Genomic DNA, 23,804 nt, shown 5'->3' on the forward strand with positions numbered 1-23,804 from the left:
AACGCGTTCACGTCGATGGAATCCATCACCGCCCGCACCGTGCGCGCCGCGTCATCCAGGGCCTGCAGTTTCTCGCCGAACGGCCCGGTGTGAGCACGCTGCACCCCGGGCAGTTCGGCCGGATCCCGCCACTCGGGCTTCGGCTTGGACAGGCGGCGACCGGCAGGGCCGGTGCCCGGTCGACGGGGTCGAGCGTGGCCCGGAGTGCCCTCGGCGGTGCCGGTCTGAGCGTCGGTGGTGCTCCTTAGGCTGGGGGCGTCAAGGCCGGCACCATCCGCAAAGGCAACCGCATCTGGCGCCGGAGCAGCCAGGGCGGTGTTCCAGTCATGGAGATTGGACCCGGCGGGAGGAGTTCCCGTCGGTGCGGTGGAGCCAACCAGCTCGTCATCCATAGCCCCATTCTCTCACGAATCGGAGGCATATGCGAGGAAGTGTCAACATTTCACGAGTAAATATCGTAACTTTTTTCACCCTGATGACGACGGCTCGCGGGGTCTCGACAAGCTCGACCAACGGAGATACGCCGTTCTCGAGGACAGCTCACAGGGGGTCTGCTTCGACAGGCTCAGCGCGGCGTCGACAAAGGGGATGGGCGCGTTCGTGGAAGCGGGTCACGGGGTCGCGACAGGCTCGACCAACGGAGAACGGCGCGTTCTTGCGGCTGGCTCGCGGGGTAGGGCTCGGCTTTCGCGACGAGCCCTACCCCGCCGGCGCTACTTGAACCCGGCGCCGCCCTCGGCGAGGAACGCGAGCCGGCGCAGTGTCTCTTCGTTTCGGATCTTGATGGCCGGGTCGCGCAGGACCAGCGGCACGAACCGGCCGGGACCGGCGGTGGCGTCCTCGGTGATGCGCACGACGCATCCGTCGCCGCGGGCCTTCACATCCAGGGCCACGTGGGCCTCTCCGAGCGGCCAGCCACGGGCCTTGAACAGTGCGTGCCGGGGCGGGTCCCACTCCAGAACGGAAGTGGTGTCATCGATCAGGGCGGGCCAGACGCCCACCGAGTGATAGATGACGCTGCCGGCGGCCGGCCACGCGGGGTCGACATCCCGCATCCGGGAGGCTCCGACGACCCAGCTCGGGTATAACCAGCCGTCCGCCAGTACGGCGAAGACGCTCTCGGGCGGGCAGCTCATGGTGCGATGGTTGACGGCCACAGTGTCACCTATTCCTGGTTGGTCGGGGAGAGATCGGGAGCCGTGCGCACCCCGAGGTCGTTTCGAAGTGCGCTGAGGGCGGCGTGCCACCCGGCCAGGCCGTGCACGCCGGGCCCTGGCGGTGTGGACGACGAGCACAGGTACACGCCGTCCAGGGGAGTGCGCCAGGGGTCAGGGGAGAGAACCGGTCGGCGCAGGAGTTGGGTCATGCTCACCTCGCCGGCGGAGATGTCGCCGCCGACATAGTTGGGATTGTGTTGTTCCACGCTGGTCGCGCTGCGACCGGCGCTGGCCAGGATGGTGTCGCGGAAGCCCGGGGCGTAGCGTTCGATCTGGCGCACGATCGCTTCGGTCTGGTCGATGGTGGAGCCGCGTGGAACATGGGTGTACGCCCAGAGGGTGTGCTGACCGGCCGGGGCGCGACTGGGGTCGAGGCCGCTGGGCTGGGACACGAGAACGTAGGGTTCCTCGGCGTGCCGGCCGCGTGCGACGGTGTTCTCGGCTCGCCGGATCTGCGCCCGGGTGCCGCCCACGTGCACGGTGCCCGCCGCCCGCAGGCCGGCCGCCCGCCACGGCACCGGGTCGGACAGTGCGAAGTCGACCTTGGCGACGCCGTTGCCGTATCTGAACGCGCGCAGCCGTCGCGCGTAGGCGGCGGGCAGGTCGCCGTCGGCCAGCCGCAGCAGCGCCCGCGGCGTCAGGTCGAGCATCACCACGCGGGCCGGCGGCAGGTCGCTCAGCCGCCGCACCTCGCTCGACATGACGATCTCGCCGCCGTGAGCGAGCAGGTCGTCGACCAGCGCGGTCACGATAGCGCCGCTGCCGCCGACCGGGACCGGCCAACCGCCGGCGTGAGCATAGGTGGCGAGGGTGAGGCCGGCGCCGGCGGTGGCGATGCTCGGCAGCGCCCTGATCGTGTGTGCGCTGACGCCGGTGAGCAGGGCGGGTGCCGTCTCGCCCGCGAAGCGCAGGTCCCAGAGCGGGCTGCCCTGCTCGAGGGACCGCACACCGAAGCGCAGCGCCGTGGCCGGATGCCGCGGCAATCGCAGGAGTTGCCCGCCGGTGAACTCCGCCACCTGGTCGGAGTGTGCCACCAGGGGAGCGAACAACCGGTTCCAGGCCGCGCCGTCCCGGCCCAGCTCGGCCACGGTGCGCGCCAGGCTGCGGTAGGCCAGCCCGGCGGTGCCGCCCGGCAGCGGATGCCCGTAGGAGACCTCGGGGACGACCAGTTCGATCCGCTCCGCGAGCCCGAACCGCTGGAAGAACTCGGAGGCCAGCGCGAGCGGGTGCACGGCGGAGCAGACGTCGTGGTGGAAACCCGGCAGGGTCAGCTCCGCGGTCGCGGCGCCGCCTCCGACGAAGGCGGACTTCTCATAGACCCGCACCGACAGTCCGGCCCTGGCCAGCGTCACCGCGGCGGCGAGCCCGTTGGGGCCGGAGCCGACCACGATCGCGTCGACCTCGGGAGCTCCACGCCGCACGGTGACCATCTAACGGACCGTGGCCTGCGACCGGCCGGAGCGGATCTTTGCGAAGCGGCGTTGGAACCCCCATTGGGTGACCCTGAGCATGGCCTCGACGACGATGGCCTGGCTCATCTTCGACTCGCCGGCCTCCCTCTCACGGAACTCGATCGGAAGCTCCACGACCGAGCGGCCCTGATCGAGCACGCGCAGGGTCATGTCAACCTGGAAGCAGTAGCCCTTCGACGACACGTCCTCGAGGTCCATCGCCGCGATCGTCGCCGACGAATAGACCCTGAAACCCGCGGTGACGTCCTTGAGTGAGAGACCCAGAACCAGGCGGGCATAGGTGTTCCCGCCTCGGCTGAGCAGCTGCCGGTGCCGCGGCCAGTTGACCACGCTGCCGCCGGGCACCCACCGGGAGCCGACGGCGAGGGCGGGGGCGCCGGGCTCTTCCGAGGCGACCCGGCCGATCATGTCGGGCAGGCGCTCCGGCGGATGCGACCCGTCGGCATCCATTTCGATCAGGAATTCGTAGCCCCGCGCCAGTCCCCACGCGAAGCCCAGCACGTAGGCGGAGCCCAGACCGAGCTTGCCGGTGCGGTGTTCGACCTTGACGCGGTCATCCGCCTCGGCCATCCGGTCGGCCAGGGCGCCGGTGCCGTCCGGGCTGCCGTCATCGACGATCAGCACGTGGGCGCCGGGAGTTGCCGTCAGCAGGCGTGACACGATCTTTTCCAGGTTCTCGAACTCGTTGTAGGTCGGGATGATCACCAGACTTCCGGCGCCGCTGCGGGCCGCTTTTGAGGTTCGCATGCGGGAGAGCTTAGTTCGCCAGCCTGTCTATCTCGTCTGAAGTCCCGGTCAGGCCCGGACCGGCCCGCTCAGACGAACGCGGCCAGACCGGTGATGCTGCGGCCGACGATGAGGGTGTTCATCTCCTGGGTGCCCTCATAGGAGTAGATCGCCTCGGCGTCGGCGAAGAACCTGGCGATGTCGTAGTCCAGCACGATGCCGTTGCCTCCGAACAGTTCACGGCACCACGACACGGTCTCCCGCATCCGCGACGTCGTGTACGACTTCGTCAGGGCCGAATGCTCGTCGCGCTGGGTGCCCTCGTCGAGCATCTGGGAGACCCGCACCACCATGCCCAGGCTGGCCGTGATGTTGCCCAGGCTCTTCACGAGCAGGTCCTGCACGAGCTGGTGGCCGCCGATCGGTTTGCCGAACTGCACCCGTTCGACGGCGTACGCCGCCGCGGCCTCGTAGGCGCCGATCGCCAGTCCCACAGCCGCCCAGGACACCTCGGCGCGGGTGAAGCGCAGCACCCGGGCGGTGTCGCGGAACGAGTTCGCGTTCTGCAGCCGGTTGTGCTCGGGCACCGCAACGTTCTCCAGCGTGATGTCGGCGTTCTGCACCGAGCGCAGGCTGATCTTGCCCTCGATCTTGGTGGCCGTGTAGCCGGAGGTGTCGGTCGGCACGATGAAACCCTTGACGGCGCCGTCCGCGGTGTCCTTGGCCCACACGATGGTGATGTCGGAGAAGGTGGCGTTGCCGATCCAGCGCTTCTGCCCGTTCAGCACCCAGGTGTCGCCGTCGCGGGTCGCGGTCGTTCGCAGCCCCTGTGCGGAGTCGGAGCCGCTGAGCGGCTCGGTGAGGGCGAAGGCGCCGACGACGTCGCCGCTGGCCAGGCGCGGCAGCCACAGGGCCCGCTGCGCCGCCGACCCGCAGGCGGCGATCGACCCGGCGACGAGGCCGTTCTGCACGCCGACGAAGGTGGCGACGGATGCGTCCACCCGGGCCAGCTCGAGCGCCACGAAGCCGCGGAACACCGCGGAGTTCGGGAACGGCCGGGTTTCCTCCCAGCCGAAGGAGTACGCGCCGAGGGCGCCGAGCGGCCGAATGATCTCGGACGGGAACTCGGCCCGCTCCCAGCACCCGTTCACGACGGGCCGCACGTCCGCCTCGAGATAGGAGCGGATGCGCGAGAGCGCGGCCTTCTCGTTCTCGTCGAGAAGGCTCTCGTACCCGAAGAAATCACTGCTGAGCGGTTCGAAGGTCATCTGGCTCCCTTGCACTAGATGCCGGCCGCGCGTGCGCGCTGACCGGGACGTTCAGCCTAGAACTCTGCGCCTGGCGAAGGAAAGGCATTGGTAGTTTGGTCTAAACCTCGAGCTTCAGGAGCCAAGCATGTTTGTGGGCATCAGCAACACACCGCGCGATTACGCCTGGGGCTCGCCGACCGCGATCGCCGACCTGCTGGGCCGGCCGGCATCCGGCGGCCCCGAAGCCGAGCTATGGCTCGGCGCCCACCCCGGCTGCCCGTCGGTGATCGCCGACCCCACCCTCACCGGGGGAGCGGCCAACCTCGCCGAGTGGATCGACCGGGACCCGGCGGCCGCGCTCGGTGCCAGGCACGCCGGGCAGGCGCGCCTGCCCTTCCTGATGAAGATCCTCGCCGCCCACGGCCCGCTCTCGCTGCAGGCGCACCCGTCGCCGGCCCGCGCCGCGGCCGGCTTCGCGCTCGAGAACGCCGCCGGCATCCCGATCGGCGCGGCCGACCGCAACTACCGGGACCCCTTCCACAAGCCGGAGATCATCTTCGCGCTCAGCGACACCTTCCAGGCCCTGTGCGGCTTTCGCGACCCGCGCCAGATTCGTTCCATCCTCGCCGAGTTGCGGGCGCTGGACGCCACCATGGACGACCCGCAGCCCGCGGCCTTGCTCGGCTTGGAGAACCGCCTGATCGGCGACGACGCCATCCACGACGTCGTCGACTGGTTGCTGCGCGATGGTCGCGGCGGCGACAGCGGCGAGGTGTCCTGGCTGGTCGAACGGGTCGTGGCGCTCGCCGGGCAGGCCGCGTTCCTGATCGACGGCGGCGCCAGGGTGAGCTTCGCCGCCGAATTCGACACTGTCCTCTCGCTCTCGGCCGCGTACCCGGGCGACCCGGGCATCGTCATCTCCCTGCTCACCAACCTGGTGTCGCTCAAGCGCGGCGAGGTGCTCTTCCTGCCGGCCGGCAACATCCACGCCTACCTGTCCGGCCTCGGCGTCGAGGTGATGGCCGCGTCAGACAACGTCCTGCGCGGCGGCCTCAGCCCCAAGCACATCGACGTCGACGAGCTCCTCGAGGTGCTCGACTTCGCACCCCTGCCGGTGCCCTACCTGGCGGCGGAGCCGCAGGCCGACGGCGTCGCCGTGTACAGGCCAGACGTGCCCGACTTCGAGTTGGCTCACATCGAGGTTGCGGCGGATGCGTCCGCCACCGAATCCGGCCAGGCCGGCATTCCGATGCGGCAGGTGACGCTCACCGGACCCGGCATCGCCATCTGCACGGCCGGCCGGTTCCTGGTCGCCGGGACAAGCTCGTCGATCTCGTTGGCCAGGGGAGAGTCGGTCTACATCACGCCGGACGAGGGGACGCTCACCTTCGCGGGCTCCGGTGAGGTCTTTCTGGCCACCACGCCGTAGTCCGGTCCGCCCGGAACCGCGCCCGCGTAATCGGGCGCGACCCGGCGTGGGCCGAAGGTGCGGCGGTACGCCGTCGGTGTGGTGTGCAGGCTGCGCACGAAGTGGTGGCGCATCACACTCGCGGCCCCGAACCCGGTCTGCGCCGCGATGAGGTCGAGGGTCTCGTCGGTTTCCTCGAGCAACTGCTGGGCCAGGATCAGGCGCTGCCGGTTCAGCCAGGCCGTCGGTGTGGTGCCCAGCTCGGCCCGGAACCGGCGCGCGAAGGTGCGCGGCGACATCAGCGCGCGCCTGGCGAGCTGGTCGACGGTGAGGTCCTGATCGAGGCTGCGCAGCATCCAGTCGGTGATCGTGGCGAAGGAATCGCTGCGCTGCTCGGGAATCGGCGCCTGGATGAACTGGGACTGGCCGCCGTCACGCTGCGGCGGAACCACCATGCGCCGGGCGATCACGTTCGCGGCCGCGGCGCCGAGCTCCCGGCGCACCACGTGCAAGGCGGCATCGATGCCGGCGGCGGTCCCGGCGCCGGTGACCACGTGGTTGTCGTCCACGAAGAGCACATCGGGGTCGACGGTGGTGTTCGGGTAGGCCAGGGCGAGGGCGTCGGCGTACATCCAATGGGTGGTGCTGCGCCGCCCGTCCAGGATGCCCGCGGCGCCGAGGATGAACGCGCCGCTGCACACGCTGAGCACCCAGGCGCCCCGCGCCTCGGCCTCGCGCACGACCCGCAGCACCTCGGGGTGGATCTCACTGCCGGCCTCGTAGGCGGGGATCGCGATGAGGTCTGCGTCAGCCGCCGCGGCGAGGTCGTCGCGCACCACGATGTCGAAGCCGATCTTGGTGCGCAGGGCCCCAGGCACCGCCGTGACAACGTGGAAGTCGAAGGCCGGTCCGCCGTGTTCCGACCTGTCGATACCGAAGACCTCGCAGATCACCCCGAACTCGAAGGGGGCCATTCCGGGGATGGCGACGCAGACGATCTTCTTCAGCATGGGGTCCTCAGAGACGATGGCAGGAATGTGCGGGTAAACGGCAACTCTGCCACTCGTGGCAGAAAGTCGCAAGACCTACCGTTAGTGCCATGATCCTGTTTCTGAGTGTACTGCTGGCCCTGACGATCTGGGCCGTGGCGGCGAGCATCGCCGCGATGCGCTCCGACGGCTACGGCAACGCCGAACTGGCCCGGCGCAACCGGCATCCCGAACCGTTCCCGCGCGGACGATAGTGTGGTCTGAAGCGGCAACACACGGTTGCCCGGAGAACGCAGGGGCACCACATGGCTTGGCTTGTAACCGGAGGGGCCGGCTATATCGGCTCCCACGTCGTCCGCGCGTTCCTCGCTGAGGGAATCGAGGTCGTCGTCCTGGACGACCTGTCCAGCGGTCACGCTGACTTCGTGCCGGCGGGAGTCCCGTTCGTCGAGGGCACCCTGCTCGACACCGCCCTGCTGGCCAAGACCTTCGCCGAGCACTCGATCAGCGGTGTGGTGCACGTCGCCGGATTCAAGTACGCGGGCGTCTCGGTGTCCCGGCCGCTGCACACCTACGAGCAGAACGTGACGGCCACCGCCCTGCTGCTCGCAGCCATGCAGGACGCCGGCGTCGGCCGCATCGTCTTCTCCTCCAGCGCCGCCGTCTACGGCACCCCGTTCACCGACCTCGTCACCGAAGAGACCGCGAAGAGCCCCGAGTCGCCCTACGGCGAGTCGAAGCTGATCGGCGAATGGCTCCTGCGCGACCAGGCCGTCGCCGCGGGACTGGCGCACACCTCGCTGCGGTACTTCAACGTGGTCGGCTCCGGCAGCGCGGACCTGCGCGACACGAGCCCGCACAACCTCTTCCCGATGGTCTTCGAGGCCCTGATCGACGGTCGCACCCCGCGCATCAACGGCAACGACTACAAGACCGCCGACGGCACCTGCGTGCGCGACTATATCCACGTCGCCGACCTCGCGATTTCGCACGTCGCTGCCGCCCGGCGCCTGGACGCCGGCCTGGCGATCGCCCCGGTCTACAACCTCGGCAGTGGCGAGGGCGTTTCGGTCGGCGAGATCATGAGCACGGTCGCGGCCGTGACCGGTATCCCGTTCAGCCCGGAAATCGGCCCGCGTCGATCCGGAGACCCCGACCGCATCGTCGCGTCGGGCGAGATGGCCGCGCGTGACCTGGACTGGAAGATGCGCCACACCCTTGACGACATGGTGCGGAGCGCCTGGGAATCCCGGCAGGCATCCTCGGTCTGACCAACGACACGATTCGGGCAATGTGGGCGAGTCTGAACCCTCTAGCCCGTATTGAGGGTTTACGATCCGCGACTTGACGGATGAGAACTACACCGGTGTAATTAGTTCTAGCGCGAAAACGTGCGTGAGCTGATGGGTGGAGGCGATATGACGTTGTCTGAATATCGTTCTGGGGTACCTGAAGACTGGTTCGTCGATCCCGTACGCCTCGGCGTGCCCGGCGTACGCAAGGATCCGTCGATTGTGGAGGGCGCGGACGACAATCCGCTCGCCTGGCAGTCGGATTCCCTGTGCGCCCAGACCGACCCGGAGGCCTTCTTCCCGGAAAAGGGCGGCTCCACCAGGGACGCCAAGAAGATCTGTGCGTCCTGTGAGGTGCGTCCCCAGTGCCTGCAGTATGCCCTCGCCAACGACGAACGCTTCGGAATCTGGGGCGGACTGTCCGAACGCGAGCGACGCAAACTCCGTAAGCGGGCGGGCTGAGCCGGTCTGGAGCGAGGCCGGAGGACCGGATTCAGGGCGCGCCTGACCGGTTCAGCGATCTTCACCGATAACCGACCTAGGCTGTTCTCGATATGCAAGCCAGAGTCACCGCCATCATCGTCGCCCGTAACGGCGCCTCGCACCTCGAGCGAACTCTCGAGGCCCTCCGTCGACAGACCCGGCAACCCGACACCGTCATAGCCGTCGACTGCGGGTCCAGCGACACAACCTCGGAGCTGTTGGCCGCTTTCGGCCCCACCCACCTCATCTCGGCGGATTCCGCCCTGTCGTTCGGTGCCGCGATCAGCGCTGCCACCCGGGTGATGAGCCCTCCGGACGGCGACCACGAACTGCTCTGGCTCCTGGCGCAGGACAGCGCTCCGGCAGCAGGCGCCCTCGAGAGCCTCGTCGGCGCACTGGAGGTCGCCCCGTCCGTGGCGGTGGCCGGACCCAAGGTCATGGAGTGGGTCGCCGACGACTACATCCACGACTTCGGCGAGTCGATGACCCCCTACGGGGCCACCGTGACGCTGGTCGAGAGCGAACTCGACCAGGAACAGCACGACGGCATGAGTGATGTCCTGGCCGTCAGCGCCGGCGGCATGCTCGTGCGCCACAGCGTCTGGGACAAGCTCGGCGGTTTCGACCCCGCACTGCCCATCGTCGACGACTCCCTCGATTTCTGCGTGCGCGTGCGCCTCGCGGGCTACCGCGTCTCCGTGGTCGCCGCCGCCAGGGTCAGCTCGGCCGGGGACGGCGTTGCCGGCCCAGACGGTTCCTCCCGCGGACGGGCCAGTCGTCGCCGGGCGCGCGCCGAACGCTCGGCTCAGCTGCACCGTCGGCTGGTCTACGCCCCGGCCTGGGCGCTGCCGGTGCACTGGCTCTCCCTGATCCCGCTCGCCTTCCTCCGCGCCATCGGAAACCTGCTGCGCAAGGAACCGGGGTCGATCCTCGGCGAATTCTCCGCCGCCTTCGCCGCCGCCTTCCAGGGCGGCAGGGTGCTCACGGCCCGGCGGCGGCTCGCCGCCACCCGCACGCTTGCCTGGTCGTCGATCTCCTCGCTGCGTGTGTCGGCCGCCGAAGTGCGCCGTCGGCACGCCCTCACCAGGGAAGCCGCCCTCACCGGGCTCCGCGGCGACCGGCCGGAAATCCGGTTCTTCGCCGGCGGCGGGGCCTGGACCCTGCTCGCCGCCGCCCTGGTCGGCGTCGCCATCCTGGCACCGCTGATCGGAGCCCAGTCGCTCACCGGCGGTGGCCTGCTCCCGCTCTCGCCGACGGTCGGCGACCTCTGGGCAAACGTCGGCTACGGCTGGCGGGACATCGGCCTGGGCTTCACCGGGGCGGCGGACCCGTTCGCGGTGGTGCTCGCGATCCTCGGCACCCTCACCTTCTGGTCACCGTCGTTCGTCATGGTCCTGCTGTACCTGTTGGCGCTCCCGCTGGCCGCCATCGGTGCCTGGATGGCCGCCACCCGGTTGACCCACCGTGGCTCGATCCGCGCCGTGGCCGCCGTGCTGTGGGCGCTCTCGCCCACCTTCCTCACCGCCGTCGCGGCCGGCCGGCCCGCCGCGATCATCGTGCACCTGCTGCTGCCCTGGTTGTTCTTCGCCGGCTTCGCCGCCGCAAGGTCCTGGTCGGCATCCGGATCGGCCGCCCTGTTGTTCGCCGCGATCGTCGCCTGCGCGCCGTCCCTCGCCCCGGCGCTGCTCGTGGGCTGGCTGGCCTGCGTGCTCGTCAGCGGCCGCAGCGTGATGCGATTCGTGGGCATCCCGCTGCCGGCGCTCGCACTGGCCATCCCCCTGCTGTGGGACCAGGCGCTGCGCGGCAACTGGTTGGCGTTGCTGGCCGATCCCGGTGTTCCGGTGCCCACGGCACCCGTGCCGACCTGGCAGTTCATTCTCGGCTTCCCGGCCGGCGACTTCGGTGGTTGGACCCAGCTGCTGCCGCTCTGGGGCGGCGACGCTGCCGTGGCCGGATACCTGGTTCCCCTGCTGCTGATCCCGATGGCCGTCCTGGCCCTGATGGCGTTGCTCCTGCCCGGCGCCCGCGGCGCGGCGCTCGCGCTGGTCGCGGCCCTGCTCGGGCTGGGAACGGCGATTCTGGCCGGTTCGCTGTCCGTGGCGGAGCTCGGCTCCCAGGCTGTGGGCATCTGGCCCGGCGCCGGACTCAGCCTGTACTGGCTCGGTCTCGTCGGAGCGGTGGTCTTCGCCGCCCGCGGCCTGCACCGCATGGCCGTCGCACCGCTCGTGGTCACTGCCCTGGCCTTGGCCGTGGTGTCCCTGCCGTTGGCCGGGGCGCTCCCGCTCGGCACCTCGGCCGTCGAGGAGGGCATCGGCCGCACGCAGCCCGCCTTCGTCACCGCCGAGGCCGCCGTCGAGCCCAGGGTCGGCACCCTGCAGATCGTTCCGCAGCCCGATGGCGGCATCCTCGCCACCATCGTTCGGGGCGCCGGCGTACGCCTGGACGCGCAGTCCACCCTGAACAGCACGGCCAGCACCGTCACCGCGGAGCAGACCGAGTTGGCCACCCTGGCTGGCAACCTCGCCTCGCAGAGCGGTCTGGACGCCTCGGCCGACCTGGCGAAGTTCGGCATCCGTTTTGTCCTGCTGCTGCCGGCCGCCACCGAGCCCGCCGAATGGGGCGACGGCGCCGGCATCACGCAGGCGGCGAGCGACACGACCACCCGCACCACGACCTCCCTCGACGGCAACGCCGCCCTGGCTCCCGTCGGTGATACCGCGTTCGGCCGGCTGTGGCGCTCTGACGTGCCCACCGACGCCGCCGTCAACGGGCAGGTCCCCGCGGATGCCGGCGGCATCTTCGGCCTGGTGACCGGGCTGATCGCCCTGTTCGTGATCGGTGCGACCGTGCTCCTGTCGGTGCCGACAGGGGCCGGCCGAGAGGCCGTCCGTCAGGCGCACCGCGACGCGATCCGACGCGCATCCCGCTTGAGCAAACCGGCCAAGCCCACCCGGGTGGCACGTCCATCGCGGCCCGCGCGGCCCAAGCGCACGAAACGTCCCGCCGGCCGGCGCGCCAAGGGTGTCCTGCCCAGCGAGGGATCGGCCGAACCGACACCGACACCGACACCGACACCGACACCGACACCGACGCCGCCTCCGACACCGACGCCGCCTCCGGCCGAAGCCCCTGACCAACCGCCGGCGGACACCAGCAGCCCGAAGGACTCAGACCATGGCAACTAAGCGCAGAGTCGCCGTCCTCGGTGCCAGGTACGCCGCGGGCCTGATCGGCATCGCCGTTGTTGTCGTCGCCGTCGGCGGTGCCGCGATAGTGCCCTGGCCCTCCATCGTGAGCGAGCCGCCGTCGACGCTGGTGACGCCGGTCGCGAGCGACCAGCTGCGGGTCTGCCCCGGCCCCCTGCTCACCCTCGCCGAAGACTCCACCCAGGCGGATGCCGCGACCTCCGTCGGCCCGTACACGGCCGTGTACGCGGCGCGCGGCACGGGCTCCGGCGCCGACGAGGTACCCGTGGAGCGCACCGACCTCACCGCCGCCGACAACTCGCAGGCGCAACGCGACGGCGCCCCGAGCGTGCTGAGCGTTCCGGTGGAGGACGGCGCAACCGCCGCCCCCCTGATTGCCGGCTCCCAATCGCAGACCGCGACGGGCGAGAGCGTCGGCGGGCTGGCCGCGGCCGCCTGCACCGAAGCGTCCAGCGACTCCTGGCTGGTGAGCGGGTCGACTGATGTGGGCCGCACCAGCCTGGTGCTGCTGAGCAATCCCACCACCGTCGTGGCGTCCGTCGACCTCGCCGTCTACGGCGAAGCCGGCCTGGTGGATGCCCCCGGCTCCACCGGCATCCTCGTTCAGCCCGGCAGCCAGCGGATTGTGTCCCTCGCCGGGCTCGCGCCCAACCTGCGGACCCCGGTCGTGCACGTCACGGCCGCCGGCGGTCAGGTCGCCGCGGCCCTGCAGCAGAGCCTGATCAGGGGCATCCAGCCCGGCGGGGTCGAGCTCAGCGGACCGACGACAACACCGTCCGCGACCCAGACCATCCCCGGGGTCGTCGTCACTGACCTCGGCGCGGAAGCCTCCGCTGACGTCGGCGCTGTGTCCGAGGACACCCCGTCGGTGCGCGTTCTGGTTCCCGGCGACACCAATGCGACAGTCAGCGTCGGCGTGCAGAGCGAGGACGGCGCGTCGACCGGAACCTCCCTCGAGGTCGAAATCCAGGCCGGCATCGCCACCGAGATCCCGTTGAGCGGAGTCGTCGCCGGTAACTACACCGTCAAGCTGAACTCGGACCAGCCGCTCGTCGCCGCGGCGTCCACCACGACGGCCGGAAGCGCCGCCGCCGACTTCGCCTGGTCCTCCGCGGCCACGCCCCAGGACGGCGACTTCCTGGTCAGTGTCGCCGACGGTCCGTCGCCGGCCCTGCACCTGGCCAACACCTCCGGTACCGACACCGACCTGACCATCACCTCCGCAACCGGGCCGGCCATCGACGTGAGCGTGGCCGCCGGCCAATCCGTCGTGGTGGCGCTGGCCGGATCCGAGAGTCACCTCGTCACCGGCGGAAAAGGCATCGCGGCGTCGGTCGGTTACACCGGCGACGGCCAATCCGCGTCGTTCGCCCTCAGCCCGATCGGGCCGCTGGCCGCCGCCATCCCGGTCTACTCGCACTGACCCCGTCGCAGAAGGAGCCCGCCGTGACCCAGACCAGCAGCGCACCGGGCGCCGGCCGCCACCTCCTGGTCACCGGCGGCGCCGGCTTCATCGGCGGGGCCATCGTCGAGGCCGCCCTCGAGCGCGGTTGGCGGGTGCGGATCCTCGACTCCCTCCGCCGCGACGTGCACGGCGGACTGCCCGCGGTTGATCCCCGCGTCGAGTTCGTGGTCGGTGACGTCACCGACACCGCGGTCGTCGTGCATGCGCTGCGCGGCATCGACGTGGTCTGCCATCAGGCCGCCAAGGTGGGTCTCGGCGTCGACTTCTCCGATGCGCCCGACTACGTGCACAGCAACGAACTCGGCACCGCGGTGCTGCTGGCGGGCATGGCCGCGGCGGGGATCGACAGGCTGGTCCTGGCCTCCTCCATGGTCGTCTACGGCGAGGGCAGCTACCGCAGTGCCAACGGTGTGGCCCGGCCGGGCCCGCGCCGCGCAGCGGACCTCGATGCCGGCATCTTCGATCCGACCGATGCGGCCACCGGGGAGCCGCTGGAGCCCGCGCTGGTGGGTGAAGACGACCCCGTGGACCCCCGCAATGTCTACGCGAGCAGCAAGCTCGGCCAGGAATACCTCGCCACGGCCTGGAGCCGCAGCACCAACGGTCGTGCGGCGGCGCTGCGGTACCACAACGTCTACGGCCCGGGGATGCCGCAGAACACGCCGTACGCCGGCGTCGCGTCCCTGTTCAGGTCGGCACTGCAACGCGGCGAGGCCCCCACGGTCTTCGAGGACGGCCGGCAACGCCGCGACTTCGTGCACGTGCGCGACATCGCCTCCGCCAACCTCGCCGCGATCGACTGGACAGCCAGCTCGCCGGCCGGCACCTTCCGGCCGTTCAACGTCGGCAGCGGCACCGTGCACACCATCGGTGACATGGCCGAGGCCCTCAGCGCGGCCGCCCACGGGCCGGCGCCCGTCGTCACCGGCGAATACCGCCTCGGTGACGTGCGGCACATCACGGCGTCCTCAGAGCGTCTGCGCACCGAACTCGGCTGGACGCCGTCGGTGACCTTCGACGAGGGGATGCGCGAATTCGCCACGGCCCCGCTGCGCGCGGCCGTGGTCTGAGCCCGGCCCCGGCCCGGCGATCACACTCCCGCGGGTTCGGGGTGCGCGGGCAGCAGCACGTCGAACCGGCATCCGCCTGGCGTGTTCTGCACGGTGACCTCACCGTGGTGCGCCGCCACGATGCCGTCCACGATGGCCAGGCCGAGGCCCGCCCGGCCCTGGCTTGCTGACTCGGCCTCGGGTGTGCGCGGTTCGGTACCCCGCCAGCCGGGCTCGAACACCCGCCCGAGGTCCGCGGGGTCGATGCCGCCGGCCGAATCCTGCACCGAGATGACGGCGCGCCCGTCGGCGTGTTCGGTGACCGAGACCACGATGGTGCCGCCGGGAGCCGACTGCTGCACGGCGTTCATCACCAGGTTGCCGACGGCCCTGGCCAGCTCGCGCGGGTCGGCCAGGATCGTCAGGCCCATGGCCCCCTCGAAGCGCAGGTCGAGCGATTTCGCCCTCGCGACGGGACCGAGGTCCGCCACGGTGTCGCTGATCAGGTCGTACAGGGCCACCCGCGCCAGGTTCAGCCGGAGGGTGCCCGACGTGATCCGGGACAGCTCGAAGAGGTCGTCGACCATGCCGTTCAACCGGTCCACCTGGCCGCGGATCTGCCCGTAGTACCGGATGGGATCCTCGACCATATCGTCCTCCAGGGCCTCGGCCATGGCCCGGATGCCGGCCAGCGGCGTGCGCAGGTCGTGGGAGATCCACGCGACCAGCTCCCGACGGGCCGACTCGATCTTGCCCTCACGGTCCCTGGACTCCCGCAACCGTTCCCCGGTCGCGGTCAACTGATCGGCCAGGGCCGCGAACTCGGTGTTGCTGTGCCGTTCCGCGGACGTGATGGGCTCGCCCCGGCCGAGACTCGCCGCCGTGAGCGTCAGGTGCCGGCTGTCACGCGCGATCCACTGCCCCAGCAGTCCCGCCATCAGTAACGAGACGCTCCCCGTCACCCCGGCGACGAAGTAGAACACGGTGAGGTCGTGATCCGACACGTACATCAGCGACGCTGCCGCGGCCATCCCGCTCACCACCGACACGATCGTGGCCAGGGCCACCACCACGAGTTGCAGCACGAGCGAATACCTGGCGAGCAGGCGCAGGCCGATCAGGCCGAGGGTGCCGACGATGATGGCGCAGGCCAGCGCGATGACGAGCACGCTCACCAGCCCGGGGAGCGTCATTGGAGGGCTCCGGCGTCCAGGGGCTCGGGGTCGAACCTGTAGCCGACCCCCCACACGGTTTTCAGCAGCCGGGGCCGGGTCGGGTCGGCCTCGATCTTCTCCCGCAACCGTCGCACGTGCACCGTCACGGTGGACAGGTCACCGAAGTCCCAGCCCCAGACCGACTTGAGCAGCTCCTCCCGGCTCAGCGCCCGGTGCGGACGGCCGATCAGGTGCGCGAGCAGATCGAATTCCCTGGCCGTGAGCACCAGAGGCGCACCGTTCATGCGCACCTCGTGCGCCGCCAGGTCCAGCGCGAACGGTCCCGCCTCGACGGACCCGCCGCGGGCCGGCTCGGCCACGGTGCGGCGCAACACCGACTGCACGCGCAGCACCAGCTCGCGGGGTGAGAACGGCTTGGCGAGGTAATCGTCGGCGCCGGCCTCCAGACCGTCGATCCGGTCCTCCTCCTGGTTGAGCGCGGTCAGCATGATCACCGGGATCGCCCAGGCGGCTTTGATCCGGCGGCAGACCTCGATGCCGTCCAGCACGGGCAGCATCCGGTCGAGCACAACGAGGTCGGGGCGTTGCGCCTCGGCCTGGCGCAGGCCGCTGTGACCGTCCTGCGCGGAATCCGCCAGAAAACCGGCCGCCACCAGATAGCGGCAGACGATCTCCGAGACCGTCGGGTCATCATCGATGACCAGGATCCGGCGTTGAGTGCCGGGGGGCCCGGTCGGCGGCGAGGGGTTCACCCTTGAAGGATAGGCGCTCCGGCTGCACGGAGTCTCTGGCACAGATCTTTCTCCGGTCCGTAACGTTTGCCGCGGAGTGTCGGCACGCCCCCCGACCTAGTGTCGAGGGGTGAGCGAAAACCTGGTCGATGTCGTGTTGCCGTGTCTGAACGAGGCCGGGGCGCTGCCCTGGCTGCTGGCCCGGCTGCCGGAGGGTTACCGGGCGATCGTGGTCGACAACGGCTCGACGGATGATTCGGCGCGCATCGCCGAGGCGGCCGGGGCCCTGGTCGTGACCGAGCCCCGCCGGGGGTTCGGTGCGGCCGCGCACGCCGGGCTGTTGCGGGCGACCGCTCCCATCGTGGCGTTCTGCGATGCCGACGCGTCGATGGATCCGCGCGACCTGCCTCTCGTGGTCGACCCGGTGCGGGCCGGCGAGGCCGACCTGGTGCTCGGCCGGCGCCGGCCGACGACCGCCGGATCGTGGCCGGTGCACGCCCGGATAGCCAATTCCACTCTTTCTTGGCGACTGCGCCGAATAACAGGTGTGAACATTTATGATCTGGGCCCGATGCGGGCCGCCCGGCGCGAAGACCTCCTGTCCCTCGACCTTCAGGACCGGCGCAGCGGCTATCCCCTCGAGGTCTTCCTCAAGGCCGCCGCGCAAGACTGGCGCATCCGTGAGGTGGACACCCCGTATGCCCCGCGGGTCGGCCGCAGCAAGGTGACCGGCACCGTGCGCGGTACCCTCACCGCGATCACCGACATGTCCAGGCTGCTGAAGGAGGCCAGACGATGACCACCCTCATCGTCATCGCCAAGGAATGCCTGCCCGGCAAGGTGAAGACCCGGCTGCATCCGCCGCTCAGCCTCGAGCAGGCCGCGGAGCTGGCCGCCGCCAGCCTCGACGACACCCTCGACGCCGTCACCGCGTTGCCCGCCACGCGGCGGGTGCTCGCGTTCGACGGTGCAGTGGCGCCCGCTGCCGCCGCCGGTTACGACATCGTGCCCCAGGTGGCCGGCGGCCTCGACCAACGTCTCGGCGCGATCTTCGACGGCTGCAACGAACCCGCCGTGTTGATCGGCATGGACACCCCGCAGGTCTCCGCCGCCGTGCTCGCCCCGTTGTTCGCGGCCTGGCCCGACGACGTCGACGCCTGGTTCGGTCCCGCCGCCGACGGCGGATTCTGGGCGCTCGGCCTGCGTCACCCCGACGGCGACCTGATCCGCGGGGTGCCGATGTCCCGCAGCGACACCGGCACGCACCAGCTCGAGCGGCTCCGGGCCGCGGGACTCCGGGTGCGCCTGCTGCCGACTCTCACCGACGTGGATCACATCGAGGACGCCCACCGGGTGGCCGCTCTCGCCCCGCACGGCCGGTTCGCGGCGACGCTGGCCGGCTTCGGTGCGCTTCGGCTGAGCGAGGCGCTCCGATGACGCTGCTCGCCGGCAAGACCGGCCTCGATGCGGGCCCCACCTTCGGTTCCGGCGGCACCGAACCGTACGCGGCCGCACTGCGGGATGAGTCCGCGGTGCTGTACCTGCGGAGCACCACCGCGCAGGTCCCGGCGGCTGCTCCGATGGACGCCGGCCGTTGGAGCGCGGGCGCCGACGGCACCGACCTCGACGTACTCACCGGGGCAGCCGGGCCGGTGCTCGACATCGGCTGCGGCCCGGGCCGGATGGTTCGGGCGGCCATGGACCTGGGCCTGTCGGCTCTCGGTGTGGACGTGTCCCCGACAGCGGTGCACATCGCCACCGCGGCGGGCCTCACTGTGCTCAACCGGTCGGTTTTCGCTCCCATGCCGCTCGAGGGCGGCTGGGGAACGGCGCTGCTCCTGGACGGGAACATCGGCATCGGCGGCGACGTCGGAGCGCTGCTGGCCCGGTGCGCCGAGCTCCTCGCCGAGGACGGCGTGCTCGTGGTCGAGCTCAGCCAGGATCCCGATCGCGACACCGCGTTCGAGGGCACCCTCGAAGACGCCCAGGGCCGCAGCAGCGGGGTGTTCCCGTGGGCCGAGATCGGCATCGTGCCGCTTCGGGCGCGCGCCGAAGCGGCCGGGCTGCGGGTGGATCAGGACTGGGTCCGCACCGGACGCCGGTTCGCCCGTCTGGTGCGCAGGTAGAGCCAGACCGAGATCAGGGCGCTGGCCACCGCGAGCGTGAGCCAGAACAGGGCCAGGTTCCGCGCGTAGTCCAGCGGCAGGATTGTGGGGTTCTTGGGCCCCAGGCCCTGCGCCGCGATGGCCGGCAGCACCAGGAGGCTCATCAGCGACCCGAGCACGATGGCGGCCTGCACGGTCACGATGATGCCGCCGGCCAGCCGGTGTCCGGCGCGGCGGGTGAGCACACCGAGCCCGAACACCAGCGGAGAGATCACGGCGTCGTGCAGCACGATGGCCGCGCCGATCCAGAGGGCGACTCCCGGCAACCGCCGCAGGGCGACGGTGTCCACCAGCACGTACACCCCGAGTGCGAGTCCGAGCGCGCCGACGGCGACGAGAACCACGCGCGCCGCGCGCATCCGCCGTGACGGCAAGGCCGGGGCTGGTGTCGTCATCATGCGTCGATCGCCTCGATCCGGCTGAGCCACTTGGTCTGCAGAACGCCGGGCCGGCCGGGCGCGATCATACGCGCCGGGTAGCCGTGCTCGAGGTCGAGGGTCTCGCCGTTCAGCTCGAGGGCGACGAGGGTGAGCGGGTCCCGCACATACTCGCTGCCCATTTCGGTCTGCCGGAAGCCGCCGCGCTGTTCCAGGCTGATCAGCCTGAGGTCGGTCCCGGGGGAGCCGCCGGCAGCGTCGACGAGGTCGCGCAGGCGCACACCCCGCCAGGCGGCCATCTGACTCCACCCTTCCACGCAGGCGATGGGCAGGTCCACGTCGGTCTGCGGGAGCGCGGCGAGGTCGGCCCGGCTGAACGAACGTTCGGTGCCGCCGAGCGCCAGCGTGAGTACCCAGTCGGCCGACAGGGCCGCGGTGGCCACCTTGGCCTGTGCCGAGGTGCGGTTGACGGGCACGCCCTGCTGGCCGACGCCCTTCTTGCGCGGTCCGAAGACGTTGACGGCGTCCAGCGGCGCGAAGGTCTGGCCGGCGGTGAGCCCGACGACGGCCGCGACGGCCACCGCCACGGTGGCCAGGAACCCGCGGCGGCTGGTGCGGGCCGGGAGTTCGGGGGCGGCGTCGATGTAGGAGAGCACCCGTCCGGTCAGGCCGCGGCCTCGGGGCATCCCCTCATCGGCGGACACCCTGGTCGCGGCGAGGGCGACGGCCGCGGTGTCCTCGGCGACGGTGTCCACGGGGTGTCGTTCCTCGGGCCCGGCGGTGGGGGCGGCCCGCCAGTGGGAGGCGATGAGCGGCAGCTTCACGCCGATGTGCACCAGCAGCGAGCCGATGATCACGAAGGCCAGGGCGAAGTGCACCTGCTTGAACGGGAACGGGAACGGGTACCACTGGTACGTGTTGAGCAGGCCGATGGTGATCTCCACCAGCGAGGCGCCCACGAACAGCGCGATCGATGCCCGCTCGAGGAGTGTGGCGAAGGAGGTGACCGGCGGGTACCGGAACAGTTGCGGGAAAACCACGTAGAGCTTGGCCAGCAGCAGCGGGAAGCAGGCGATCCCGGCGACGATATGGGTGCCCTGGGTGAGCTGGTAGAGCCCGGCGGGCCGGGTGGGGAACGTCATCCACGGCAGCGGCTGCTGCAGGAAATGGCTGTACAGGCCAGTGCCGAAGCAGAGCAGGAAGGCCAGGCCGAGCAGGCGGCCGATCACGGTGGCCATCCGCGGGTTTCGCACCGGAGAGGCGAGCTGGGCCCTGGCCTCGTACATCAATCGGCGCATAGTCCATTCCACCACCTCGCCATCGCCGGGAGACTGGGTAATCCTTACGGTTCGATGACGCGGGCGCCGGCCGGTCGGGGCGCCCGTCGTCGCTTGCGGGAGGATGGCAGGGTGCGTATTGCCATCGTCTCGATCCTCCTGGCCGTCAGTGCCGCCGCCACCGCGGGTGTCGTGCTGGCCTTCGACCTGTTCAGGCCGCATCGGGACACCGTGCCGCTGCTGATGGGCACCGCCCTGCTCTGGGTGCTCTTCGTCGCCGCTTTGGTTGCCCTGCGCCGGGTTCGGGGCCGGGCCGTCGTGGTTCTGGTGCTCGCCGGATCCGTGCTGATCGGCGGGGCGGCGATGGCCGGCCCGCCGAACACGAGCACCGACTCGGCGCGCTACGCGTGGGACGGCATCGTGCAGAACGCCGGCGTCTCGCCGTACGCCTATGTGCCCGCCGACGACAGGCTCGACGGGCTGCGGCCGGACTGGCTGTTCCCGGCCCCGGTGACCGGCGACGGCGGGCCGGACTGCGTGGGCGAACGCATCGAAACCGTGGACCGGGGTGCCGGCCTGCCGCTCTGCTCGGCGCTGAACCGCACCACGGTGCCCACCATCTATCCGCCGGCCGCCGAAATCTACTTCGCCGGCGTTCGGGCCGTCGTCGGGGCGGACGCGGGCTATTGGCCGCTGCAGCTGACCGGTCTTCTGCTCACCGTCGGCATCACCGGGATGCTGCTGGTCGGCATGCAGCGCCGCGGCATCGACCAGCGCTACGCGGCGGTGTGGGCCTGGTGCCCACTGGTCGCGACCGAGGGCGTCACCAACTCGCACGTGGACCTTTTGGGGGTGGCGTTCGTCGTCGCCGCCGCCTTCTGGGTCAGCAGCGCGAAGTATGTCCGCGGCGGCATCCTGCTCGGGATGGCCATCGGGGTCAAGCTGATCCCGGCCATCGCTGCGCCCGCCATGCTCAAGCGACAGGGCTGGAAGGTCGTCGTTGCGGCGATCGTGACGTTCGCGCTGCTCTACCTGCCGTATGTGCTGGCCACCGGCATCGGCGTGCTCGGCTACCTGCCGGGCTATCTCACCGAGGAGGGCTACGAGGACGGGTCCAGGTTCGCGCTGGTCTCCCTGATCGCGCCGGGCGGCTCGGCGATCGTCGTGGCGGCGATCCTACTGGCCGGTCTGGCCGCGGTGACCATCTGGAAGACCGACCCCGAGCGGCCGTGGCTCGGCCAGCTCGTGATGATCGGCGGCACCCTCCTGGTGCTCAGTCCCCGGTACCCCTGGTACGCGCTGCTGCTGTTGCCGTTCATCGCACTCAGCGGCCGGTGGGAATGGTTGGCGATTCCGCTCGCCCTGACCCTGCGCCTGCTGGTGCCCACGCTGACGGTCAGCAGGGTCTCGCTCGGCATCGCGCTAGTACTGATCGTGGTCGTGTCTGTGCGCCGGGCCGGACCGGGCGCGTTGGGCCGCTGGCGGAGCGCACTGGGCAGGATCGGGACAACCCGCACCGACGGTCAGCGCACGTAGCGCAGAACGTTGACCCCGGTCAGGCCCCATTCCTCGTCGACGGTGTAGCCGAGCGCGGTGAGCTTGTCGGTGACACTCGGGCGCCAGTCCTGTTTGTCGCTCGTCACCAGCCACACCGCGTCGACGCCCTCGAACCGGTCGGTCACCGCATCCAGCGGGTACCGGGTCTCCCACAGGCCACCGGTCTGGGCGGCAGGGGTCTTCAGTTTCACGTCGATCAGCCCCTCGAACGCGTCCGGATAGGAATACGCGATGACCCGGGTGGTCGCCGCCGGATGCTGGCGCACCGGCCCGTAAATTATGGCGGCCGTGTGGTCGGGGTGTGCGGCCCGTTCTCCGCTGATGAGGTCGGCGACCTCGTGCCACGACGAATTCTGCTTGGCCTCGGGCTGTCGTTGTGCCACGAATTGCGGCGCGGCCAGTCCGGCCAGCGCGACGAGGGCGGTGACGATCAGCCAGCGACGCCGCAGCGCGTCCAGGGCCACCCCGATCAGGATGGCCACCGCCGGCGCGCTGAAGGTGAGATAGCGAGGGGAGTAGAGCGGCGTCGCGATCGCCGACGCGACGATGACCCCGAGCGTGGGCACCACCAGCCACGGCACCGCGATCGCCAGCAGTGACGGGTTCCGCGCCTGGGCCCGTGACACCGCGATGCCGGTGGCCCTGCTCCGGCGGGTCGTGAGGACCAGGGTGACGACGCCGACGATCATCAGGACCCATCCCGCCACCGCGAACGGCCGGTTCAGGTAGAACCACTGTGTGACGAAGACGCCGTTCCAGCTGCCCCAGCTGATCGGGGCGATCCAGCTCACCTGGCCGGACTGCCCCACCACTCCGAGGGCGAAGGGCACCAGCAGCATCCCGGCGGCGAGAGAGGCGACACCCCAGCCGAGCAGCGATGCCCGTGCGGCCCGGTCCCGCCGGCGGCCGGCCCACACCGTCCACAGCGCGGTCAGCCCGTGGGCGCCGACCAGGAAGGCCAGGTAGATGAAGGTGACGGTGGCGACAACCGCGGCCACGCCGTAGAGGGTCCACCAGAGCACGCGGATGCGCCGCGGCGCCGGTCCGCGGCGCCAGGCCGCGAGGAAGATCAAGGTCAACGCCACCGCGAGGGCGGCGGTCAGCGCGTACGACCGGCCCTCGGTGCCCATCCAGGTCACCCGGGGCAGTAGGCAGAAGGCGACGCCGGCGAGTATCGCGGTGCGGTGGCCGGCCCGTGAGCGAACCAGAATGACCGTCAGCGCGGCGGCGACCCCGCCGAAGACGGCGCTCGGCAGCCGCAGCGCGAACGGTGAGTAGCCCACCAGGTCGAGCCAGAGGTGCATCCCGGCGTAGTACAGCCCGTGCACGGCATCGATGCTCAGGAGCATCCGGCCCAGTTCCGGCCAGCTGCGCATGGTGGCGGAAACCGTCGCGGCCTCGTCGAACCAGATGGACGGCTGCCACGACCAGGCCAGCGCCAGCAGGGCGCCGAACAGCCCGACGAGCAGCGCGTCACGCCCCGACGCGCGTACCGGGATGCCCGCGGCCTGATCGGGTGCGCGGCGCAGTGTGGTGGTGGGGGTGGTCATGGTCGAACGTTCTCCCATTCGTACCCGGTCATGTCGGTCGGCGGCCGTTGCGACCCCTTGTCGAGGGTAGGCGACCTTCCCGGGAATCTACCCGGAGGCGCCATCGTCGTGTAGCCCGCCGAGCCCGTTCGCTGGTTTGGCCCGCTGTCGCGACCTGACTGCACCCCGTATCGCGGCTCGTGCCCGCTCTCGAGAGGGGTCCCTTTCGCGAAAGCGGTGTTGTGGTTGCTTCAGCAGCGCTGAGGTGACCGTTGGGCCGCTCTCGTGAGGGGTGCCTGTCGCGAGAGCGATGTTGTGGTTGCTTCACGTTGCTGAGGTGACCGTTGGGCCGCTCTCGCGAGAGCGGTGTTGTGGTTGCTTCACAGCGCTGTGGTGACCGTTGGGCCGCTTTCGCGAATCTGAGTGGATGCGGGGG

21 protein-coding genes and 1 pseudogene are annotated in these 23,804 nt (G+C 70.6%); 11 read left to right on the forward strand and 11 right to left on the reverse strand.

Annotated elements, in window-relative coordinates; all coding sequences use genetic code 11:
- From CXY76_RS00360 to CXY76_RS00380, 5 genes and pseudogenes are all read right to left on the reverse strand, one after another.
- A pseudogene (locus CXY76_RS00360) lies at positions 1-392 on the reverse strand (hypothetical protein); the annotation flags it as partial.
- Positions 393-713: 321 nt separating this feature from the next.
- A complete protein-coding gene (locus CXY76_RS00365) occupies positions 714-1,136 on the reverse strand; it encodes an SRPBCC family protein (protein ID WP_233199490.1) in 423 nt (140 codons plus the stop codon).
- A 29-nt stretch (positions 1,137-1,165) separates the two neighbouring features.
- Positions 1,166-2,647: an NAD(P)/FAD-dependent oxidoreductase gene (locus CXY76_RS00370; protein WP_104162301.1), complete on the reverse strand. Its 1,482-nt coding sequence runs from the start codon at positions 2,645-2,647 to the stop codon at positions 1,166-1,168.
- Positions 2,648-3,436 (reverse strand): polyprenol monophosphomannose synthase, encoded by a 789-nt coding sequence (locus tag CXY76_RS00375; protein ID WP_104162302.1) that lies wholly within the window; start codon positions 3,434-3,436, stop codon positions 2,648-2,650.
- 68 nt (positions 3,437-3,504) lie between these two features.
- Positions 3,505-4,683, reverse strand: coding sequence for an acyl-CoA dehydrogenase family protein (locus CXY76_RS00380; protein WP_104162303.1), 1,179 nt, complete (start codon positions 4,681-4,683; stop codon positions 3,505-3,507).
- Between the two features lie 127 nt (positions 4,684-4,810).
- On the opposite strand from CXY76_RS00380, the gene manA reads away from it, so the two are divergent.
- Positions 4,811-6,094 (forward strand): mannose-6-phosphate isomerase, class I, encoded by a 1,284-nt coding sequence (manA, locus tag CXY76_RS00385; protein WP_104162304.1) that lies wholly within the window; start codon positions 4,811-4,813, stop codon positions 6,092-6,094.
- Here manA and CXY76_RS00390 read toward each other — a convergent pair.
- Positions 6,022-7,083, reverse strand: coding sequence for a GlxA family transcriptional regulator (locus tag CXY76_RS00390; RefSeq protein WP_104162305.1), 1,062 nt, complete (start codon positions 7,081-7,083; stop codon positions 6,022-6,024). The genes manA and CXY76_RS00390 overlap by 73 nt on opposite strands.
- Before the next feature lie 89 nt (positions 7,084-7,172).
- Here CXY76_RS00390 and CXY76_RS19335 point away from each other — a divergent pair, with 89 nt between their 5' ends.
- From CXY76_RS19335 to CXY76_RS00415, 6 genes are all read left to right on the forward strand, one after another.
- Positions 7,173-7,316 carry a hypothetical protein gene (locus tag CXY76_RS19335; RefSeq protein ID WP_158253810.1) on the forward strand — a complete coding sequence of 48 codons (144 nt, stop codon included), beginning with the start codon at positions 7,173-7,175 and terminating at the stop codon, positions 7,314-7,316.
- Between the two features lie 51 nt (positions 7,317-7,367).
- Entirely contained in the window at positions 7,368-8,333 is a 966-nt protein-coding gene (gene galE, locus CXY76_RS00395) for a UDP-glucose 4-epimerase GalE (RefSeq protein ID WP_104162306.1), read from the forward strand.
- Positions 8,334-8,480: 147 nt separating this feature from the next.
- On the forward strand, positions 8,481-8,816 hold the full coding sequence (locus CXY76_RS00400) for a WhiB family transcriptional regulator (RefSeq protein ID WP_104162307.1): 336 nt from the start codon (positions 8,481-8,483) through the stop codon (positions 8,814-8,816).
- 92 nt (positions 8,817-8,908) lie between these two features.
- Positions 8,909-12,022 carry a glycosyltransferase family 2 protein gene (locus CXY76_RS00405; protein ID WP_104162308.1) on the forward strand — a complete coding sequence of 1,038 codons (3,114 nt, stop codon included), beginning with the start codon at positions 8,909-8,911 and terminating at the stop codon, positions 12,020-12,022.
- Positions 12,012-13,466, forward strand: coding sequence for a DUF5719 family protein (locus tag CXY76_RS00410; protein ID WP_104162309.1), 1,455 nt, complete (start codon positions 12,012-12,014; stop codon positions 13,464-13,466). Before CXY76_RS00405 ends, CXY76_RS00410 begins: the two co-directional genes overlap by 11 nt.
- A 23-nt stretch (positions 13,467-13,489) precedes the next feature.
- A complete protein-coding gene (locus CXY76_RS00415; protein WP_104162310.1) occupies positions 13,490-14,578 on the forward strand; it encodes an NAD(P)-dependent oxidoreductase in 1,089 nt (362 codons plus the stop codon).
- A gap of 20 nt (positions 14,579-14,598) precedes the next feature.
- On the opposite strand, the gene CXY76_RS00420 is transcribed toward CXY76_RS00415, so the two are convergent.
- Together CXY76_RS00420 and CXY76_RS00425 are read right to left on the reverse strand one after the other, a co-directional pair.
- Entirely contained in the window at positions 14,599-15,750 is a 1,152-nt protein-coding gene (locus CXY76_RS00420) for a cell wall metabolism sensor histidine kinase WalK (RefSeq protein ID WP_104162311.1), read from the reverse strand.
- Entirely contained in the window at positions 15,747-16,484 is a 738-nt protein-coding gene (locus CXY76_RS00425; RefSeq protein WP_199190150.1) for a response regulator transcription factor, read from the reverse strand. The genes CXY76_RS00420 and CXY76_RS00425 overlap by 4 nt, the downstream gene beginning before the upstream one ends.
- Positions 16,485-16,593: 109 nt before the next feature.
- Here CXY76_RS00425 and CXY76_RS00430 point away from each other — a divergent pair, with 109 nt between their 5' ends.
- Genes CXY76_RS00430 through CXY76_RS00440 form a run of 3 tightly spaced genes read left to right on the forward strand, consistent with a single transcriptional unit; the run spans position 16,594 to position 18,589 of the window.
- Positions 16,594-17,262 (forward strand): glycosyltransferase family 2 protein, encoded by a 669-nt coding sequence (locus tag CXY76_RS00430; RefSeq protein WP_104162312.1) that lies wholly within the window; start codon positions 16,594-16,596, stop codon positions 17,260-17,262.
- The gene (locus CXY76_RS00435) at positions 17,259-17,900 is read left to right on the forward strand and encodes a DUF2064 domain-containing protein (protein WP_104162313.1); all 642 of its coding nucleotides are present in this window, start codon (positions 17,259-17,261) and stop codon (positions 17,898-17,900) included. The genes CXY76_RS00430 and CXY76_RS00435 overlap by 4 nt, the downstream gene beginning before the upstream one ends.
- Positions 17,897-18,589, forward strand: a complete 693-nt coding sequence (locus CXY76_RS00440; RefSeq protein ID WP_104162314.1) for a bifunctional 2-polyprenyl-6-hydroxyphenol methylase/3-demethylubiquinol 3-O-methyltransferase UbiG — start codon at positions 17,897-17,899, stop codon at positions 18,587-18,589. The genes CXY76_RS00435 and CXY76_RS00440 overlap by 4 nt, the downstream gene beginning before the upstream one ends.
- Here CXY76_RS00440 and CXY76_RS00445 read toward each other — a convergent pair.
- A complete protein-coding gene (locus tag CXY76_RS00445; RefSeq protein ID WP_104162315.1) occupies positions 18,538-19,026 on the reverse strand; it encodes a hypothetical protein in 489 nt (162 codons plus the stop codon). The genes CXY76_RS00440 and CXY76_RS00445 overlap by 52 nt on opposite strands.
- Positions 19,023-20,303, reverse strand: a complete 1,281-nt coding sequence (locus tag CXY76_RS00450) for a molybdopterin-dependent oxidoreductase (protein ID WP_104162316.1) — start codon at positions 20,301-20,303, stop codon at positions 19,023-19,025. Before CXY76_RS00450 ends, CXY76_RS00445 begins: the two co-directional genes overlap by 4 nt.
- 111 nt (positions 20,304-20,414) lie before the next feature.
- On the opposite strand from CXY76_RS00450, the gene CXY76_RS00455 reads away from it, so the two are divergent.
- On the forward strand, positions 20,415-21,818 hold the full coding sequence (locus CXY76_RS00455; RefSeq protein ID WP_158253811.1) for a glycosyltransferase family 87 protein: 1,404 nt from the start codon (positions 20,415-20,417) through the stop codon (positions 21,816-21,818).
- Here CXY76_RS00455 and CXY76_RS00460 read toward each other — a convergent pair.
- On the reverse strand, positions 21,806-23,389 hold the full coding sequence (locus CXY76_RS00460) for a glycosyltransferase family 39 protein (RefSeq protein WP_158253812.1): 1,584 nt from the start codon (positions 23,387-23,389) through the stop codon (positions 21,806-21,808). The two genes, CXY76_RS00455 and CXY76_RS00460, sit on opposite strands and share 13 nt — an antisense overlap.
- Between the last annotated feature and the right edge of the window lie 415 nt (positions 23,390-23,804).

The sequence above is a fragment of the Cryobacterium sp. N22 genome (assembly GCF_002929555.1).
Classification (GTDB): Bacteria; Actinomycetota; Actinomycetes; order Actinomycetales; family Microbacteriaceae; genus Cryobacterium.

Bases quoted from the DNA above. Each gene is read 5' to 3' on its own strand.
- CXY76_RS00445 (WP_104162315.1), bottom strand. From the start codon at position 19,026: ATGATGACGACACCAGCCCCGGCCTTGCCGTCACGGCGGATGCGCGCG.
- CXY76_RS19335 (WP_158253810.1), top strand. From the start codon at position 7,173: ATGATCCTGTTTCTGAGTGTACTGCTGGCCCTGACGATCTGGGCCGTG.
- galE (WP_104162306.1), top strand. From the start codon at position 7,368: ATGGCTTGGCTTGTAACCGGAGGGGCCGGCTATATCGGCTCCCACGTC.
- CXY76_RS00450 (WP_104162316.1), bottom strand. From the start codon at position 20,303: ATGCGCCGATTGATGTACGAGGCCAGGGCCCAGCTCGCCTCTCCGGTG.
- CXY76_RS00435 (WP_104162313.1), top strand. From the start codon at position 17,259: ATGACCACCCTCATCGTCATCGCCAAGGAATGCCTGCCCGGCAAGGTG.
- CXY76_RS00380 (WP_104162303.1), bottom strand. From the start codon at position 4,683: ATGACCTTCGAACCGCTCAGCAGTGATTTCTTCGGGTACGAGAGCCTT.
- CXY76_RS00410 (WP_104162309.1), top strand. From the start codon at position 12,012: ATGGCAACTAAGCGCAGAGTCGCCGTCCTCGGTGCCAGGTACGCCGCG.
- CXY76_RS00440 (WP_104162314.1), top strand. From the start codon at position 17,897: ATGACGCTGCTCGCCGGCAAGACCGGCCTCGATGCGGGCCCCACCTTC.
- manA (WP_104162304.1), top strand. From the start codon at position 4,811: ATGTTTGTGGGCATCAGCAACACACCGCGCGATTACGCCTGGGGCTCG.
- CXY76_RS00460 (WP_158253812.1), bottom strand. From the start codon at position 23,389: ATGACCACCCCCACCACCACACTGCGCCGCGCACCCGATCAGGCCGCG.
- CXY76_RS00400 (WP_104162307.1), top strand. From the start codon at position 8,481: ATGACGTTGTCTGAATATCGTTCTGGGGTACCTGAAGACTGGTTCGTC.
- CXY76_RS00420 (WP_104162311.1), bottom strand. From the start codon at position 15,750: ATGACGCTCCCCGGGCTGGTGAGCGTGCTCGTCATCGCGCTGGCCTGC.
- CXY76_RS00375 (WP_104162302.1), bottom strand. From the start codon at position 3,436: ATGCGAACCTCAAAAGCGGCCCGCAGCGGCGCCGGAAGTCTGGTGATC.
- CXY76_RS00370 (WP_104162301.1), bottom strand. From the start codon at position 2,647: ATGGTCACCGTGCGGCGTGGAGCTCCCGAGGTCGACGCGATCGTGGTC.
- CXY76_RS00405 (WP_104162308.1), top strand. From the start codon at position 8,909: ATGCAAGCCAGAGTCACCGCCATCATCGTCGCCCGTAACGGCGCCTCG.
- CXY76_RS00390 (WP_104162305.1), bottom strand. From the start codon at position 7,083: ATGCTGAAGAAGATCGTCTGCGTCGCCATCCCCGGAATGGCCCCCTTC.
- CXY76_RS00365 (WP_233199490.1), bottom strand. From the start codon at position 1,136: ATGAGCTGCCCGCCCGAGAGCGTCTTCGCCGTACTGGCGGACGGCTGG.